The organism is Nocardia sp. NPDC049149 (genome assembly GCF_043197455.1).
Classification (GTDB): Bacteria; Actinomycetota; Actinomycetes; order Mycobacteriales; family Mycobacteriaceae; genus Nocardia.
Genome location: NZ_JBICTD010000001.1, coordinates 326925 through 342416, shown reverse-complemented (window position 1 = coordinate 342416; position 15492 = coordinate 326925). Strand labels below are relative to the sequence as shown.

General features: G+C 68.8%; 15 protein-coding genes. 7 read left to right on the top strand and 8 right to left on the bottom strand.

Annotated features, from left to right (window positions below):
- Positions 1-107 precede the first annotated feature (107 nt).
- The 7 genes from ACGFNJ_RS01720 to ACGFNJ_RS01690 form a co-directional block, all read right to left on the bottom strand.
- Positions 108-1472 (bottom strand): hypothetical protein, encoded by a 1365-nt coding sequence (locus ACGFNJ_RS01720; RefSeq protein WP_393442269.1) that lies wholly within the window; start codon positions 1470-1472, stop codon positions 108-110.
- A 191-nt stretch (positions 1473-1663) separates the two neighbouring features.
- Positions 1664-3961: an AAA family ATPase gene (locus tag ACGFNJ_RS01715; RefSeq protein ID WP_393442267.1), complete on the bottom strand. Its 2298-nt coding sequence runs from the start codon at positions 3959-3961 to the stop codon at positions 1664-1666.
- Positions 3962-4019: 58 nt separating this feature from the next.
- A complete protein-coding gene (locus tag ACGFNJ_RS01710) occupies positions 4020-4454 on the bottom strand; it encodes a hypothetical protein (protein WP_393442265.1) in 435 nt (144 codons plus the stop codon).
- An 85-nt stretch (positions 4455-4539) separates the two neighbouring features.
- Positions 4540-4893: a UBP-type zinc finger domain-containing protein gene (locus ACGFNJ_RS01705; RefSeq protein ID WP_393442263.1), complete on the bottom strand. Its 354-nt coding sequence runs from the start codon at positions 4891-4893 to the stop codon at positions 4540-4542.
- A complete protein-coding gene (locus ACGFNJ_RS01700) occupies positions 4890-6392 on the bottom strand; it encodes an ATP-binding protein (RefSeq protein ID WP_393442261.1) in 1503 nt (500 codons plus the stop codon). The genes ACGFNJ_RS01705 and ACGFNJ_RS01700 overlap by 4 nt, the downstream gene beginning before the upstream one ends.
- 15 nt (positions 6393-6407) lie before the next feature.
- Entirely contained in the window at positions 6408-8075 is a 1668-nt protein-coding gene (locus ACGFNJ_RS01695) for an FAD-dependent oxidoreductase (protein ID WP_393442259.1), read from the bottom strand.
- 60 nt (positions 8076-8135) lie between these two features.
- Positions 8136-8294 carry a hypothetical protein gene (locus ACGFNJ_RS01690; protein WP_167837577.1) on the bottom strand — a complete coding sequence of 53 codons (159 nt, stop codon included), beginning with the start codon at positions 8292-8294 and terminating at the stop codon, positions 8136-8138.
- Between the two features lie 209 nt (positions 8295-8503).
- On the opposite strand from ACGFNJ_RS01690, the gene ACGFNJ_RS01685 reads away from it, so the two are divergent.
- Entirely contained in the window at positions 8504-8959 is a 456-nt protein-coding gene (locus tag ACGFNJ_RS01685; RefSeq protein ID WP_393442256.1) for an SRPBCC family protein, read from the top strand.
- Positions 8960-9022: 63 nt separating this feature from the next.
- Positions 9023-9736 (top strand): SIMPL domain-containing protein, encoded by a 714-nt coding sequence (locus ACGFNJ_RS01680; protein WP_393442254.1) that lies wholly within the window; start codon positions 9023-9025, stop codon positions 9734-9736.
- Between the two features lie 89 nt (positions 9737-9825).
- On the opposite strand, the gene ACGFNJ_RS01675 is transcribed toward ACGFNJ_RS01680, so the two are convergent.
- On the bottom strand, positions 9826-10854 hold the full coding sequence (locus tag ACGFNJ_RS01675) for a beta-ketoacyl-ACP synthase III (RefSeq protein ID WP_393442252.1): 1029 nt from the start codon (positions 10852-10854) through the stop codon (positions 9826-9828).
- 231 nt (positions 10855-11085) lie between these two features.
- Between ACGFNJ_RS01675 and ACGFNJ_RS01670 the strand changes: the two genes are divergently transcribed.
- From ACGFNJ_RS01670 to ACGFNJ_RS01650, 5 genes are all read left to right on the top strand, one after another.
- A complete protein-coding gene (locus tag ACGFNJ_RS01670) occupies positions 11086-11358 on the top strand; it encodes a GlsB/YeaQ/YmgE family stress response membrane protein (RefSeq protein ID WP_069160741.1) in 273 nt (90 codons plus the stop codon).
- A 103-nt stretch (positions 11359-11461) separates the two neighbouring features.
- A complete protein-coding gene (locus ACGFNJ_RS01665) occupies positions 11462-12190 on the top strand; it encodes a phosphatidylserine decarboxylase (RefSeq protein ID WP_393442250.1) in 729 nt (242 codons plus the stop codon).
- A complete protein-coding gene (locus ACGFNJ_RS01660) occupies positions 12190-13092 on the top strand; it encodes a CDP-alcohol phosphatidyltransferase family protein (protein ID WP_393443701.1) in 903 nt (300 codons plus the stop codon). The genes ACGFNJ_RS01665 and ACGFNJ_RS01660 overlap by 1 nt, the downstream gene beginning before the upstream one ends.
- A 59-nt stretch (positions 13093-13151) precedes the next feature.
- Complete coding sequence (locus tag ACGFNJ_RS01655) at positions 13152-14273, top strand: RNA polymerase sigma-70 factor (RefSeq protein WP_393442248.1); 1122 nt, start codon at positions 13152-13154, stop codon at positions 14271-14273.
- A gap of 91 nt (positions 14274-14364) precedes the next feature.
- Positions 14365-15453, top strand: a complete 1089-nt coding sequence (locus ACGFNJ_RS01650) for an NAD(P)/FAD-dependent oxidoreductase (RefSeq protein ID WP_393442246.1) — start codon at positions 14365-14367, stop codon at positions 15451-15453.
- The last annotated feature ends 39 nt before the right edge of the window (positions 15454-15492 follow it).

Genomic DNA, 15492 nt, shown 5'->3' with positions numbered 1-15492 from the left:
ACACTCCGTCGGGTAGGGGCGGCGGGGTGGTCCGGGATAATCCTACGTTGTGCCTGGGACTTCCGCGTCCCGTCGGCCGTGGCGTCGGTCATCCCGTGCCGCTGAAGCTATATATCCGCTAACGCTTCGTCGGCGGTCGGTCCCGTCCGATTCGGCTTGCCGCGCGGCCGTAGGCGATACAGCACGGCGAGGCCGACCGCGCTGCCGAGGACGATCGCCAGCGCGGCTCGGCCCGGTGTCGAGTTGTGTGCGGCGCCTTCGTCGACATGCCAGCTCTTGGTGTTGTCCGGCAGCGAGCCGACCACCGACGGCAGGTACAGCGCGGCGATCGCGAGCACGGCGCTCGGCGGGTAGGCAGGCCAGGCCGTGCCGCAGCAGTACCCGGCGGTGAGCGCGAGAATCGCGCTGCCGATGGAGAATGCGATCCAGTTCGAGTCCGCGGGTGTGTTGATGGCGAAGACGGCGATGACGATCATGAGCAGCACGGCCAGCGTCGTCGACGGCCGCCGCACGCCTGCGAGCAGGCCGATCGCGGCGAGCACGACCAACAGCCAGATGCTCCAGCCAGGACGCTGCGCGTAGCCGAAGGCATCGGCGGTCGCGGTCAAGCTGATCGCCAGATAGATGCCAACCCCGTCGCGTTTCGGGAGCAGCATCGCGGCGGCGGTCGCGGCGAACACCGTGGCCGCCGCGGTGATCCCGATGTCGACGGCATGGTCGATGGCGGGCGCGGTGACGTATTGCCGGTTCAGCCACTCGGTGACCGCGAGGATCACCAGCGCGAGCACCATCGCCGCGAGGATCGGCGCCACCGGCAGTTCGATCGAGATCTTCGCCGTCTCCGGCTTGCCCGCGCGCGACCAATTGCGCAGGGTGCTGAGGAGCAGCAGCGCCAATGCGACCGCGATCAGCCAGCGCGGCGGCGTCTCCAGCACCGCGAACGGGTCGTCGTCGATGTCGAGCAGCTCGGCGAGATCACTGAACAGGAAGAAGCCGACGCCGCCGAGCGCGAAGCCCATGGCGGGCAACGGCCTGCGCAGGACCGCCGCGCCCAGCGCGCCGAGCACGACGCCCGCGCACACCGCGTCGACGTAGTTCTGCGTGGTCAGCATGTCGGCTGACGAAGCATTGTGTCCGACAATGTGATTGATCAGCTGCACGAACATGCCGAGCAGCGCGGCGAGCCAGGCCGTCGCAGGCCTGGCCGCCGTACAGGCAAGCACCGCGACCGAGGTGGCGATGATGACGCCGATCGCCGCGCCGCGCGGCACGCTGCTGGTCAGGCTGGACAACAGGTAAGGCGAGCTGTCACGCACCGTGACGAAGGAGATCGGCAGGAACATCGTCACGGCCGCGACCACGGCCGCGAAGAAGGCGGTGACCGCGTCGAACGCGTCGCCGAGTGGGCGCAGCCGCAGCGGGACGGCGGACGACGAAGCCGACGGAGTGGGTGGCTCCAGCGGGTCCGTCATCGGGCCGCGCTCCGTCGCAGCGCTGGCGAGGGCCGCAGCGTTGGTGGGGGAACGCCTATTCGCCGCACAGGCCGAACATACCCGCGTCCGACCGGCCAGCCTGTGATTGCCGCCACTTCGCCAGTTGATGTCGAATTGGCAGAAGTGCCAGTAATTGGCCGTTAATCAGGTGTTAGCCAACCTCTCGGCTGCTAAAGGTAGCGGCCCTCTCCGCCCGCAGGCTGCCCCCGTGTCTCCGCGTACCGGCGCAGCGATTCGACCTGCAGCGGGTCCAACGAGGGCCGCACCACCGACCGGGCCGCCGCCACATCGGCCGCGGTGACGTCCGCGGCGTCGACATCGCGGCGCATCGCCGCCAGCGCCGCCTCGCGCAGTAGCGCCGCGCAGTCCGCCGCCGAGTAGCCGTCCAGCTGGCGGGCCAGGGCGGGCAGGTCGACGCCTGCCAGCGGCACCGCGCGCCCGGCCGTCCGCAGGATCGCCAGCCGCGCCGCGCTGTCCGGCGGCGGCACGAACACCAGCCGCTCCAACCGTCCGGGGCGCAGCAGCGCGGGGTCGATCAGCTCCGGCCGGTTGGTCGCGCCGAGCACAACGACGTCGCGCAGCGGCTCCGCCCCGTCGAGCTCGGTGAGCAAGGCGGCGACCACCCGATCGCCCACCCCGGAATCGCCGGTCTGGCCGCGCCGCGGCGCCAGCGCGTCCACCTCGTCGAGGAAGATCAGCGAGGGCGCGGAATCGCGTGCGCGCTGGAACAATTCGCGCACCGCGCGCTCGGAGGAACCGACCCACTTGTCCATCAGCTCGGCGCCCTTGACCGTGTGCACGCTGAGCTGGCCGGTGCTGGCCAGTGCCCGCACCAGGAAGGTCTTGCCGCAGCCGGGCGGGCCGTAGAGCAGCACGCCGCGCGGTGGGTCGATGCCGAGCCTGGCGAACGAGTCCGGGTGGCGCAGCGGCCACAACACCGTTTCGGTGAGGGCCTGCTTGGTCTCCACCATGTCACCGACCTCGTCCAGGGTGAGGCTGCCGATGGCGGGTTCGTCGACGCTCGAACGGGACAGCGGCCGAATCACGGTCAGCGCGCCGAGCAGGTCCGGCTGGGTGAGCTGGGGATCGATGTGTTCCTTGCTGGTCCGCGAGGCCGCGCGCAACGCCGCCTCCCGGCAGAGCGCGGCGAGGTCGGAGACCACGAAACCCGGAGTGCGCGCCGCGATCTCGTCCAGCATCAGCTCCCCGGTCGGCACCCGGCGTAACAGCTGTTCCAGCAACGACTTTCGCACTGTCGCGGTCGGAAGTGCCAGGGCGAGTTCGCGGTCGCACAGGTCGGGCGCGCGCAATCGAGCATCGATCCCGGCCGGGTGGGCAGTGGTGGCGAGGAAGGCGACGCACGGCTCGGCGACCGCGGCCCGCAGCTGATCGAGGATGAGCGTCGCGACCGGCTCGGCCTGCGCGGGCAGCAGCGCGTCGATGTCGGTGATCAACAGGATGCCGCCCTGCCCGGAACACGCGTCGGACACCGCCTCGGCCACCTCACGCAGCCGGGTGCCGCTCTCGGCGGCGCCGATCGTCGGGCCGTCGAGTTCCACGATCCGGCGCGGTGCGGTGACCGCGCGGGCGAGGGTGGCCTTGCCGACACCGGCCGGCCCGGTGATCAACACGCCGAGATGCGGTGTCGCGCCCAGGGTTTTGAGCAGTTCGGGTTCGTCCAGAGCGAGGCTGAGCCATTCGGTGAGCTTCGTCGCCTGGCTGTGCGCACCGGCGAGATCCTTGACGGTGATCGGCGGATTGATCTCCCTGGTCGCGGCGAGGCGGCCGGCCGCGGCCCCCTCCGATGCCGCCGCGCCCTCGAAGGCCGCCGCTTCGGTGACGGCGCGGGCCGCCTCGCCCCTCGGGACCGGGGTCCCGGCCAGCGCGCGATCGGCGGCGTTTCTGGCGGCGACCACGCCTGCACCCCAGACGACCGCGGTGTTCGGTTGCACGCTCACCGGGCCGCGCGGATCGGTGGTCGTGACGGTCAGTAGTTCGGTGGTCCACGCGATGCCGAAGGTGCGCGAAAGCGCTTGGGAGGCAGCGGCAGAACTGATATCGGGCCCGAGATCGCGCGGCAGCAGGGAGACCGCGTCGCCGACGGTCACCACCTTGCCGAGCAGTGCCTGGCGCAGCGTCGCCGCCGGGATGGTGCGGGTGGCGTGCACCGAGCCGCTCACCGAGATCTGCTTTGCGCCGTACACGGTGGCCGGCGCGACCACCACGGTCGCGTCCTCGCGCAGACCAGCGTTGGACAGCGTCACGTCATCGAGCAACGCGACCCCGGCGGGAGTGCCCGCCGGGGCGACCCCGACCACCGCGGCGGTACGCCGCGCGCCGACCAGCGAGATCCCGTCCCACTCGCGCAACCCGAGCGCGGTGAGCGCCTCGGGATGCAGCCGCACCACGCCGCGGCGTGCGTCGGCCGCGGACGGATTCAATCGAGCGGTGAGCGCCAGTTCTGCCACCGTGCCATTCTGCCGCGCCGACGGCGGGCTGTGGCCGGGACGGCGGGCAGCCGCGGACTTACTTGTCTTTGGGCACGATCCCGACGGCGACCGCGACCGAGGTGTTCGCGGCGCTACCCGACAGGCAGACCAGCTTCGCCGTGCCGAGCGCGACATTCGGGCTGCCCGCGAACTTGCTGTCGGGGTTCTCCGCCAGGATCCGCTCGATCAGCGCCTTCTCCGCGTCGGTGTCGAGCGTCTTGAACTCGGCGCAGGTGGTCTTCGACGCGGCGCCGGACGCACCGGTGTCGGACTTGCTCGTGGGCGGCGTGCCCGTGCTCGACGGGGCGGCGGCGGACGTCGACGGCTTGGCCGCCGCCGACGTCGTGCTCGTGGCCGAGCTGCCCTTGCGCAGCCCGTTCGCGTCGACGGCGTCGTTCGAGGACCCGCCGCAGCCTGCCAGCAGCAAAGCCGCCGTCCCGATGGCAAGGACGAGGGCGGAAGTTCGCTTCATACCGTGCTTTCCCCGGTGGATCTGTCGGTTCGATGGTGGCCGGAGGCCCGGCGCATTCGGTGCAGCGTACCGGGTGCCGCACGAGTCAGTGGATGTGTGCCTGCCAGTCCGCGGGCACCCTGGCGCGCGGGCCTGGCGCGCCCTGATCGACGGGGTGGCTGGTCGGCGGTGCGAGTTCCGGTCCGTCGCCGTACATCTCCTCGGTCTGGAAGTTCCAGTACCAGTCCTCGCCGGGCTCGAAGCTCTGAATGAACGGGTGGCCGGTGTTTTTCGCGTGCTTGGTCGCGTGCTGCTCGGGGGAGGTGTCGCAACAGCCGATGTGCCCGCACTGGGCGCAGCGGCGCAGATGCACCCACCAGCCTTCGGCCGCTTCGCATTCCATACACCCGGTGCCGCTCGGCGGTACGGCCGTATCGATGCCTTCGAGCTCCTGCGTCATGGATGACCTCCTACGGTGGGTTCCGGTGCGACGTCGGCCTGTTCCTCCGGTGTGCGATGCAACGGCAGCCAGACCGTGAAAACGGTCTTACCAGGCTCGGAGTCGACCTGGATGTCACCGTCGTGCTTGTTCACCACGATCCGGAACGAGATGTCGAGGCCGAGCCCGGTGCCCTCGCCCATCGGCTTGGTGGTGAAGAACGGCTCGAAGATCCTGGTGCGCACCTCCTCGGGAATGCCGGGTCCGGTATCGCCGATCTCGATGACGGCACAGTCGTTTTCGTGCCTGGTGCGGATGGTGAGCGTGCCATGGCCCTGCATCGCGTACACCGCGTTGTCGATCAGGTTGGTCCACACCTGGTTCAATTCCGCTGCGTAACAGGGCACCTGGGGCAGCGACCGCTCGTATTCCTTGACGACTTCGACGCCGTCGCCGATCTTGCGGCTGAGCATCACCAGCGTGCTGTCCAACAGGTCGTGGATGTCGACCACCTGGAACGGCGCCCGGTCCATCTGCGAATACTGCTTGGCCGCATTGACCAGCGAGGAGATGCGCGTCGTCGAGTCGGCGATCTCGTTCATCAGCAGCTCGGTCTCGATGGTGTAGTTCAACCAGCGGATCGCGCCCTGGAACACCTGCTCGGGCGCGCCTTCCAGGGTGGCGCCGACCCGCTCCAGCCAGTCGACGTCGAAACCGGCCTGCACGAAGTTCGGCGCGAGGTTCCAGCCGTCGAGGATGCCGTGCTCCTCCAGCCACTCGCCGAGCACGTCCTCGCGGTCGGCGGCCTCCATCGGCGTCAGCTCGGGCGCCTTGGCCACCTGTGCCGCCGCCTCCTCCTGCAACCGCACCAGCGCGCCGAGGGATTCGGTGTCGAACTTGCCCTCGGCCATCATGGCCAGCTTGTGCCGCATGCCTGCGACCCGTTCGCGCAGGCCCGAGGTCGCCCGGACGGCCGCGGCGGCCGGATTGTTCAGCTCATGGGTGAGGCCCGCCGACAACGACCCGAGCGCGAGCAGGCGCTCGCGCTGCCCGACCCGCGCGTTCGCGTTCCTGTTGCCGAAGAACACGCCCTCGAGCAGGTGCACCGCCATCGGGAACCACTCGTGCATCATGTCGGCGAAGATCTCGCTGTCGAGCACGAAGAACCGGGACGGCCTGGTCACCGACAGCGAGCTGTTGTAGGTCTGATCGACCTTGTCGCCGAGGTAGGCGCTCCACGCGCCCGCGTAGGAGCCGTGGTGCTGGGTGCGGACCAGCTCGATCTCGGTGCCGCCGGACAGCTTGGTCAGCACCACCTCGCCGTCCATCAGCACGTAGAAGCAGGTGGCAGGCTCGCCCTCGCGAAAGACCAGGCCCGGTTCGATGGATTCGATCCGCCCGTCCCGGCACAACCAGTCCAGCTGTTCGTCGGTCAACTTCTCGAACAGGAACAGGGTGCGCAATTCCGCGGGGTCGCAGACCATTCGGCTGCTGCGCTCCGCGTTTTCCGTTGAATTCATCTGCCAGCCTCCTGTTTACGCCAGGTACCGATGCACGAGCATCACCGCCATCGCACCTTCGCCGACCGCCGAAGCGACGCGCTTGGCCGAATCGGCGTGCACGTCGCCGGCCACGAACACCCCGGGCACGCTCGTCTCCAAATGATGTGGCGGCCTCGGCAATTCCCAGCCCGCCGGGCGTCCGCCGTCGACAAGCAGATCCGGCCCGGCCAGCACGTAGCCCGCCTGATCGCGGGTGATCACGCCGTCGAGCCAGCCGGTCTGCGGCGCGGCGCCGATGAACAGGAACAGCCGTTCGGCCTCGGCCTTCTCCTCGTTGCCTGTCTGGTTGTCGCGCAACACGATCTGCTGCAGGTGCTCGTCGCCGTCGGCGGCGGTCACCTCGGTGTTGGTGTGCACCTTGATGTTCGGGATCTGCGCGATCTGCTGGATCAGGTAGTGCGACATCGAGTTCTCCAGCGACTCCGACCGCACGACCAGATGCACGGTCTTCGCGTTGCGTGACAGGAACACCGCGGCCTGGCCCGCCGAGTTGGCGCCGCCGACGATGTAGACGTCGCGGTCGGCGCACTCGGCGGCCTCGGTCATCGCCGAGCCGTAATACACGCCACGCCCGGTGAATTCGTCGACACCGGGCGCGGGGTGCCTGCGGTAGTCGACACCGGTCGCGATGATCACCGTGTGCGCGCAGAGCCTGCCGCCGTCGGCGAAGCGCACCGTGCGCGCGGAACCGTTCACCTCGAGCCCGATCACCTCGCGGGTGGTGATCACCTCGGCGCCGAATTTCGCCGCCTGCCGCCGTGCGCGATCGGCCAGCTGCGCGCCGGACACCCCGTCAGGGAAGCCGAGGTAGTTCTCGATGCGGGAGCTCTGCCCGGCCTGACCGCCGGTCGCGGTGCGCTCGACGAGCACGGTCCGCAGCCCCTCCGACGCGCCGTAGACCGCCGCGCCGAGGCCTGCGGGGCCGCCGCCGACCACGATCAGGTCGTAGAAATCGCCCGTCGCGTTGACCGTGAGTCCGACGTGCTCGGCCAGCTCGCTGTCCGAGGGCTGAACCAGTGCGTCACCGGCCGCGGTGATCACCACCGGACACCGTTCGGGATCGGCGCCCGCGGCCTCGAGCAGTCGCGTGCCCTCCGGCTCGTCGGCCAGATACCAGCGGTAGGGCAGTTGATTGCGGGCCAGGAACTCGCGCACCTCCGAGGACCGCGGCGACCAGCGGTTGCCCACCACCTTGGTCTCGGTGATCGGCCGGTGTTCGCTGCTGCGCCAGGCCTCGATCAGGCCGTCCAGCACCGGGTACAGCTTCTCCTCCGGCGGGTCCCACGGCTTGAGCAGATAGTGGTCCAGATCGACCACGTTGATCGCGTCGATCGCGGCGCTGGTGTCGGCGTAGGCGGTCAGCAGCACGCGGCGGGCGTACGGGTGCAGGTCCATCGCCTGCTCGAGGAATTCGATGCCGTCCATGCCCGGCATCCGGTAGTCGGCGATCAGCACCGCGACAGGCTGACCGCGCAATTTCATCTCGCGCAGGGCATCGAGCGCCTGCGCGCCCGATTCCGCGCGCAGAATCCGGTAATCGGCGCCATAGCGGCGTCGTAGGTCGCGGACGACCGCGCGGGAAACACCGGGATCATCGTCGACGCTCAAGATGGCCGGCTTCGTAGCAGCGGGAGAACTCACCTAACGAGTATGTATGCTCAGGCAAACCAAGTCGTCGGCGTTTCTCTCGAAGCGGACGCCTCACACCTTGTGATGGCGCAGCAGGTCGAGTTCGTTGGGGGTCAGAAGTCGTTCGAGATTCTCGGCCGACGGGCCGCGAGCGGACGCGCCGTCGGGGTCGCTGACGGGAAGCAGCGGAACGTGTTCCGCGTGCCTGTGCAAGAAAGAGCGCAGTTTCACGGCCGATCACCTCACGTTTTGACGGAAAAGCTGGAGGCAGTGTCTTTGCTTCTTCTATCCGGCATTGTGCGCCCGGCATTACCAAGATCGATGCACAACATGCTGAATGTGACCCAACTGTCTTCCCGATTAAACTGTGTGCTGACCATCAAGCGTGCTCGGCCAGGCATCACGCACCGGCCCGACCGCCTGGACTTGCGGAGGCACCGTTGGCGAAGAATCTCGAAGTGACGATCGACATCACCGCGCCACCGGAGCAGGTGTGGGCCGTGGTCTCCGACCTCGGGCGGATGCCCGAATTCAGCCCGCAGTGCGTGCGGATGCTGCTGCTCGGGTCGGCGAAGCCGGGTACCTGGACGCTGCACTTGAACAAGGACGGCAAGAAGTACTGGCCGACCACGGGGCGCATCGTGCGGTTCGAGCCGAACCGGAGCTTCGCCTTCAAGATCAACGACAATCGCACGATCTGGAGCTACACGCTCGAGCCGACCGAAACCGGCACCAGGCTGACCGAACGCCGCGATGTCCCCAACGGCACAACCTGGATCTCCCGCAAGGCCATCAACGCCGCGCTCGGCGGCGAAGAAGCCTTCGAGGAAGAGCTGGTCCGCGGCATGAACGAAACGCTCGGCAAGATCAAAGCCGTGGTCGAGTCGCGCGGCTGAGCCGCGACCGATCCGGCGTGTTCGGCCGCGCGACACCGGGTTCGGTGCGTATGTTGCCGAGGTATGCGACCAATGACGCGCTGGTCCGCGGCTGTTGCCGCGCTCGCGGGAGCCGCTGTGCTGGTGAGCGGTTGTGGCTCGTCCGATTCCGGACCTCGGCGTGACGTCACGGTCGTCGGTACCGGTCAGGTGCGTGGCGCCCCGGATATCTTGAACGGCGATATCGGCGTCGAGGTGACGGCCGACAATGTCTCGGCGGCGATTGCCCGCGCCAACGAGAAGGCGAAGGCGATGACCGACGCCATGGTCGGGGCCGGGGCGGTCCGGGAGGACGTGCGCACCACCGACGTTTCGATCCAACCGCAGTACGCGGGCGGGCCGAACGGCGGCAACACCGTCGTCGGCTATCGAGCGACGAACTCGGTTCGGGTCGTCGTGCGTGACCTGAGCAAGGCCTCCGGTGTGCTCGACAGCGCGATCGCCGCGGGTGGCGACGAAACCAGGCTGCGCTCAGTGTCCTTCGCGATCGACGACAACTCGAAGCTGCTCGCCGACGCGCGCGCCCGTGCCTTCGCCGACGCCAAAGCGCGGGCAGAGCAGTACGCGGTGCTGGCCGGGGTGAAGCTCACCGACGTGCTCACCATCAGCGAGGCGAGCACTCGCGACGACAGTCCGAAGGCCGCCGCGCGCGACGCGGGATCGGCGCAATCGCTTGCGCTGGAACCAGGCACGCAGACGGTGACGTTCACGGTGAAGGTCACCTGGGGGCTTGGTTGATGTCGGCCGGGGCCGAGTGCTGACGTCGGCCGGGGCCGGGTGCTGACGTCGGCCGGGTGTTGACGTCGGCCGGGTGTTGATGTCGACGGTTACTGCCACTTGGGCAGCGTCACCACCTGTGCCGCGTAGGACAGTCCCGCGCCGAACGCGATGAGCAACGCGGTGTCGCCCGGCTTGGATTCGCCCTTGCGTAGCAGCGCCTCCATGGCCAGCGGGATCGACGCGGCCGACGTGTTGCCGGTTTCCTCGATGTCGTTGGCTAGCGCGCAGTGCTCCGGCAGCTTGAGGACCCGCGCCATGATCTCGATGATCCGGCCGTTGGCCTGGTGCGGGATCATCGCGTCCAGGTCGTCGGTGGACAGTCCGGCCCGGTCGACGGCGTCGCGGCAGACCTTCTCCAACGAGTGTGCGGCCCAACGGAATACCGCGGTGCCCTCCATCGCCATGTAGGGGCGCACCGCCGCGGTGCCCTTTTCCTCGATCTCCTGGAAGAACTCGACCCAGTCCTTGTCCTGGCGGATCGCGTGGTGCTGGGTGCCGTCCGAACCCCAGACCGTCGGCCCGATGCCTTGCTCGTCAGACGGGCCGACGACGACCGCGCCCGCGCCGTCGGCGAACAGGAATGCCGTCGAGCGGTCGGTCGGGTTGATGGTGTCGGTCAGCTTCTCCGCGCCGATCACCAGGACATGCTGGGCGGTGCCGATCCGGACCAGGTCCGAGGCGAGCGCGAGTGCGTGGCAGAAGCCTGCGCAGCCCGCGGAGACGTCGAACGCGGCGGCGCCGTTCATGCCGAGGTCGGTGGCGATGCGCGGTGCGGCGGCGGGGGTGAGCAGCAGATGGGTCGAGGTCGCGACGATCACGCAGTCGACCTGATCGACGGCGATGCCCGACGATGCCAGTGCGTCACGCGCGGCCGCGACGCTCATGCTGTGCAGGGTTTCGGACTTGTCGGCGAACCGCCGGGTCTTGATGCCGGACCTGGTCTGGATCCACTCATCGCTCGAGTTGATCGGACCGGCCACTTCGTCGTTGGTCACGACTCGGGCCGGGCGGTAAACGCCGAGCCCGAGGATCGCCGTGTGCTCTGCCCCTGTGGTCTGGGCGATGCGAGCAGCCATCTGCGTCTCCTATGTACCTGCGGCACCGGCGCCGGGTTGTCCGCGCGAAGCCTCGAAAGGGTCCCTCATCAACAAGCCAACACCTACGGAGCCGTAGACATGAGGCCCCCTCATATTAGCCCGAGAATCGCCGATCTGTCGTGCGTATTCTCACATCCCCCGGGTATACGCTCGTAGCACGCTGAATTGCTTTCAGGCGGCGTGAAACCCAACTAGTGATGCGAGGTCACCATGCTCGGTCTCGGGATTATCGGGTGGATCATCATCGGCGGTCTTGCGGGCTGGATTGCCAGCAAGATCATGAAGACGGACGCCCAGCAGGGCATCCTGCTCAACATCGTCGTAGGCATCGTCGGCGGCCTACTCGGTGGGTTCTTCTTGAAGTTGCTGGGTGTCGATGTGCAAGGTGGCGGCCTCTGGTTCAGCTTCTTCACCTGCCTCGGTGGCGCGGTGATCCTGCTGTTCCTGGTCGGGCTGGTTACGGGACGCAAAGTCCGAAGCTGACGACGCCGTGCCACAGGCTCCGAGTCCCGTAAGGTGTGAACGCTTGCGCCGTTCCTATCGTTGAAGGCGCGATCCGTCTGCATCTAGCACGAAAGAGGAGCCTGTGGCCCGCCGTCCCACGCCGCCCGGCACGCCTGAACGCACCGGAGTCGGTCACGTCGCCGATCTGATCCGCAACGCGATCCCCCCACTGCATCCCGCCGGGCTTCCGTTTGTTGCAGCACCTCTCGCGGTCGCCGTCCTCGGCGGCAGGCGCAAGTGGGTACGCCGAACGGGACTGCTTGCCGCCGCCGCGTGTGCGACATTCTTCCGCCACCCGAATCGGGTGCCGCCGAACCGGGTAGGCGCCGTGGTCGCGCCCGCCGACGGCGAGGTCGCCCTCGTCGACACCGCAGCTCCGCCAGCAGAATTGGGCCTCGGCGACCAGCCGCTGCCCCGGGTGAGCATCTTCCTCTCGGTGCTCGATGTGCACGTGCAACGCACGCCGGTGTCCGGCGTCGTGCGCAGCGTGCTGCATCAGCCAGGCAAGTTCCTCTCTGCCGACCTGCCGGAAGCCAGCGCGGCGAACGAGCGCAACAGCATGGTGCTCGATACCCCGGAAGGCCGACAGGTGGTGGTGGTGCAGATCGCGGGGCTGCTCGCCCGCCGCATCGTCTGCGACGCCAAAGCCGGTGACAAGCTGACGATCGGCGATACCTACGGGCTGATCCGCTTCGGCTCGCGCGTCGACACCTACTTCCCGGCAGGCACCGAGCTGCTCGTCGAGCCGGGCCAGCGCACCATCGGCGGCGAAACCGTGCTGGCGGTGCTCGAGTCCCCGTCCGCTTCATGATGGAGTCGGCTGTTCCGACCCAGCGACGACGGCGCCGCACGATCCGGCTGCTGCCGAGTGTGGTGACCATCCTGGCGTTGTGCGCCGGGTTGTCCGCGGTGAAGTTCGGCCTGGACAACCGGCTCGACCTCGCGCTCGCGATGATCGGCGCCGCGGCGGTCCTCGACACCCTCGACGGTCGGCTGGCGCGAATGCTCGACGCCACCACCAAGATCGGCGCGGAGCTCGACTCGCTCTCCGATGCCATCTCCTTCGGCGTCGCGCCCGCACTGGTGCTCTATGTGACGTTGCTGCACAGCGAAACCGCGGGCTGGATCATCGCCCTGCTGTTCGCGGTGAGCATCGTGCTGCGGCTGGCCAGGTTCAACACGTTGCTGGACGACGACACCCGCCCGGAATGGTCCCGCGAATACTTCGTCGGGGTGCCCGCCCCGGCGGGCGCGCTCATCGCCATGGTTCCGGTCGCGCTGTTCGTCGAGTTCGGCGACGGGTGGTGGGTCGGTTTCTACGCCGTCGCGGTGTGGACCGTCGTCGCGGCGGCGTTGTGCGTCAGCACCATTCCGACATTGGCCATGAAGTCGGTGTCGGTGGCGCCGCAGGCCGCCGCCGGGTTGCTCGTGCTCGTCGCGCTCGCCGCGGCGCTGCTCGTCACCTTCCCGGTCGTGTTGCTGCTGATCCTGGTCGCGCTGTACCTCGGGCACATTCCCTTCGCCTGGCACTCACAGCGCTGGGTGGCCGCGCGCCCGGAAACCTGGCAGCACAAGCCCGCCGAGCGGCGCGCGCAACGGCGTGCGCAGCGTCGGCCGGTGATCCGCCGCCCGGCGATTCGCGGTTCCACCGCCCGGCTGCGGTTACGCAGGCCGGGCGGTAAGCAGCGCGGTATCAACGACATGCCGCGCTAGTTACTTCTCGCTGGGATTTCTTAAGGTCTTGGCAAGGCAGGGCGCGCAGGCTCCGGAGCATGGACACTCTGGTGACGGTCGGCGGCTTCGGCGGCACGGGGTTCGGCGCCGGTGGTTTCGGTGCGGCGACGTTCGGCCTGAAGCGGCTGTTCGGCTTCGCCGGTTCTGCGGGTGGTGAACTCGGGCGACTGTCCGCCCGGGTGAGCGGTACGGTCATGTCCGGAGGTCGGGGCCGGAAGGGGACGGCGGCCGGCGGAGGCGGCGGGGTGGGTAAGCACAGGGAGGTGGCGATGGAGCCGGACGGGGTGCGGGAATTCGTCGGCCATCGACCTCGGCTGTTCGCACTCGCCTATCGCATGCTCGGATCGGCCGCCGAAGCCGAGGACGCCGTGCAGGAGACCTATCTGCGCTGGGATGCCGCCGACCGGAGCCGAATCCGTGCCGCCGAAGCATGGTTGACGACCGTGCTGGTGAATCACTGTCGCACCGAACTGGTTTCGGCGCGGGCGCGGCGGGAGACCTATGCCGGGCCGTGGCTGCCCGAGCCGGTGCCCACCGCGCACGGCGAGTTGGGCCCGCTGGAGACCGTCGAAGAGCGCGAGCAGGTTTCGCTGGCGCTGCTGTGCGCGCTCGAGCGGTTGACGCCGGTCGAGCGGGCGGTCTTCGTGCTGCGCGAGGCGTTCGGCTATGCGCACCGCGAGATCGCAGACATGTTGACCATCAGCGAGTCCAACTCGCAGCAGATCTTCCGGCGGGCGGGCATCCGGGTGCGAGAAGGCCGGGCGCGCTTCGATATTCCGCCCGAGCACGCGGGTGAATTGATCCAGCGGTTCCTCAAGGCGGCACGCAACGGCGACCTCGAAGCGCTGGAGGAGATGTTGACCTCCGATGTCGTCTCGACCGCCGATGGTGGCGGTCAGGTCACCGCGGCCCGGCGGCCGGTCGTCGGCGCGAAGCAGGTCGCGCGGTACCTGGCCGGACTGTTCCGGTGGGAGGTGCCCGGGTGGGAGATCCGCGTCGAGGAGGTCAACGGCGCACCCGCCGCGGTGGCCAGGATCGATGGAGCGCCGCTCGCGGTGGTCGCGGTGGAGTTCGTCGGCGGCGCGGTCGCCGCGCTGCGTTTGGTGGTCAATCCCGAGAAGCTCGCCTACTTCGCGAAGTCCGGTAAGGCGACCGCGTAAGGGCGTGATGCGGCTCACGGCGGCCCGCTGTCATGGATGGCGGGGCTATCCGGTCTGGATGGTGTCAGCCGATCTAGAGAGGAGCCACATCATGACCGGACAGCATCGGATCGTCGTCCTCGGCGCCGGATACGCGGGCCTGGCCGCCGCACGCCGCCTCGCGGACAAGGCGCGCGGGGCCGAGATCACCGTGGTGGACAGCCGGACTCACTTCGTCGAACGGGTGCGGCTGCATCAACAGGCGGCCGGACAGCGGATTCCGGCGTGGGATCTGCGGGAGCTGTTGGCAGGCAAGAAGATTCGTTTCGTTCGTGCGAGGGCTACAGAGCTCGACACCGACCGGAAGCGCGTAGTGCTCGACACCGCAGCGGCTCTCGACTACGACACCCTGGTGTACACACTCGGCAGCAGTGCCGACCTCGACGGTGTGCCTGGTGTTGCCGAGCATGCCTACTCGGTGTCGACGCCTGAGGACACGGCCAGGTTCACTGCGGTGGCGGGAACCGTCGTCGTGGTCGGCAACGGTGCCACCGGAATCGAACTGGCCGCGGAACTGGCGGAAACGCAACCGGATTCGCGCGTCGTACTGCTCGGAGCCGCGGAGCCGGGCGCCTGGCTGTCGACGCGTGCACAGGCCCATATCCGTCGGGTGCTGGCGCGGCTCGGCGTCGAGATCCGCTCGGATGCCAAGGTGATCGAGGTGACCGCGGCCGGTGTCCGCCTGGCCGACGGCACGACCATCGAGTCGGCCGCGACGGTGTGGACCGCGGGATTCGGCGTGCCGGACCTGGCAGCGCGGGCCGGTCTCGGGGTGGATGCCACCGGGCGGGTGCTGACCGACTCGTCGCTGCGGTCGACCACACATCCGGATGTCTACGCCGCGGGCGACAGTGCGGTGGTCGCCGGCCCCGGTGGCCGGGAACTGCGGATGGCCTGCGCGACCGCGCTACCCACCGGCAAGTACGCCGCCGATGTCATCGCCGCACGGCTGCGCGGCGCCGAGCCGCGAACGCTGCGGTTCCGGTACGTGGTCCAGTGCGTGAGCCTCGGCCGCCGTGACGGTGTCATCCAGGCGCTGCGCGCCGACGATTCGCCCGCGAGCACGGTGCTGACCGGCCGGGCGGCCGCCTGGGTGAAGGAGGGGATAGTGCGCGGGGCGGCATGGGCGGCTCGTCCATGAATCATGTTGGCGCCATGGGTGTTCCGGGTGCCGGTGGGG

Excerpts from the sequence above, each read along its gene's own strand:
- ACGFNJ_RS01650 (WP_393442246.1), top strand. The coding sequence starts at position 14,365 with ATGACCGGACAGCATCGGATCGTCGTCCTCGGCGCCGGATACGCGGGC.
- ACGFNJ_RS01670 (WP_069160741.1), top strand. The coding sequence starts at position 11,086 with ATGCTCGGTCTCGGGATTATCGGGTGGATCATCATCGGCGGTCTTGCG.
- ACGFNJ_RS01710 (WP_393442265.1), bottom strand. The coding sequence starts at position 4,454 with ATGAAGCGAACTTCCGCCCTCGTCCTTGCCATCGGGACGGCGGCTTTG.
- ACGFNJ_RS01655 (WP_393442248.1), top strand. The coding sequence starts at position 13,152 with ATGGACACTCTGGTGACGGTCGGCGGCTTCGGCGGCACGGGGTTCGGC.
- ACGFNJ_RS01700 (WP_393442261.1), bottom strand. The coding sequence starts at position 6,392 with ATGAATTCAACGGAAAACGCGGAGCGCAGCAGCCGAATGGTCTGCGAC.
- ACGFNJ_RS01675 (WP_393442252.1), bottom strand. The coding sequence starts at position 10,854 with ATGGCTGCTCGCATCGCCCAGACCACAGGGGCAGAGCACACGGCGATC.
- ACGFNJ_RS01660 (WP_393443701.1), top strand. The coding sequence starts at position 12,190 with ATGGAGTCGGCTGTTCCGACCCAGCGACGACGGCGCCGCACGATCCGG.
- ACGFNJ_RS01705 (WP_393442263.1), bottom strand. The coding sequence starts at position 4,893 with ATGACGCAGGAGCTCGAAGGCATCGATACGGCCGTACCGCCGAGCGGC.
- ACGFNJ_RS01720 (WP_393442269.1), bottom strand. The coding sequence starts at position 1,472 with ATGACGGACCCGCTGGAGCCACCCACTCCGTCGGCTTCGTCGTCCGCC.
- ACGFNJ_RS01680 (WP_393442254.1), top strand. The coding sequence starts at position 9,023 with ATGCGACCAATGACGCGCTGGTCCGCGGCTGTTGCCGCGCTCGCGGGA.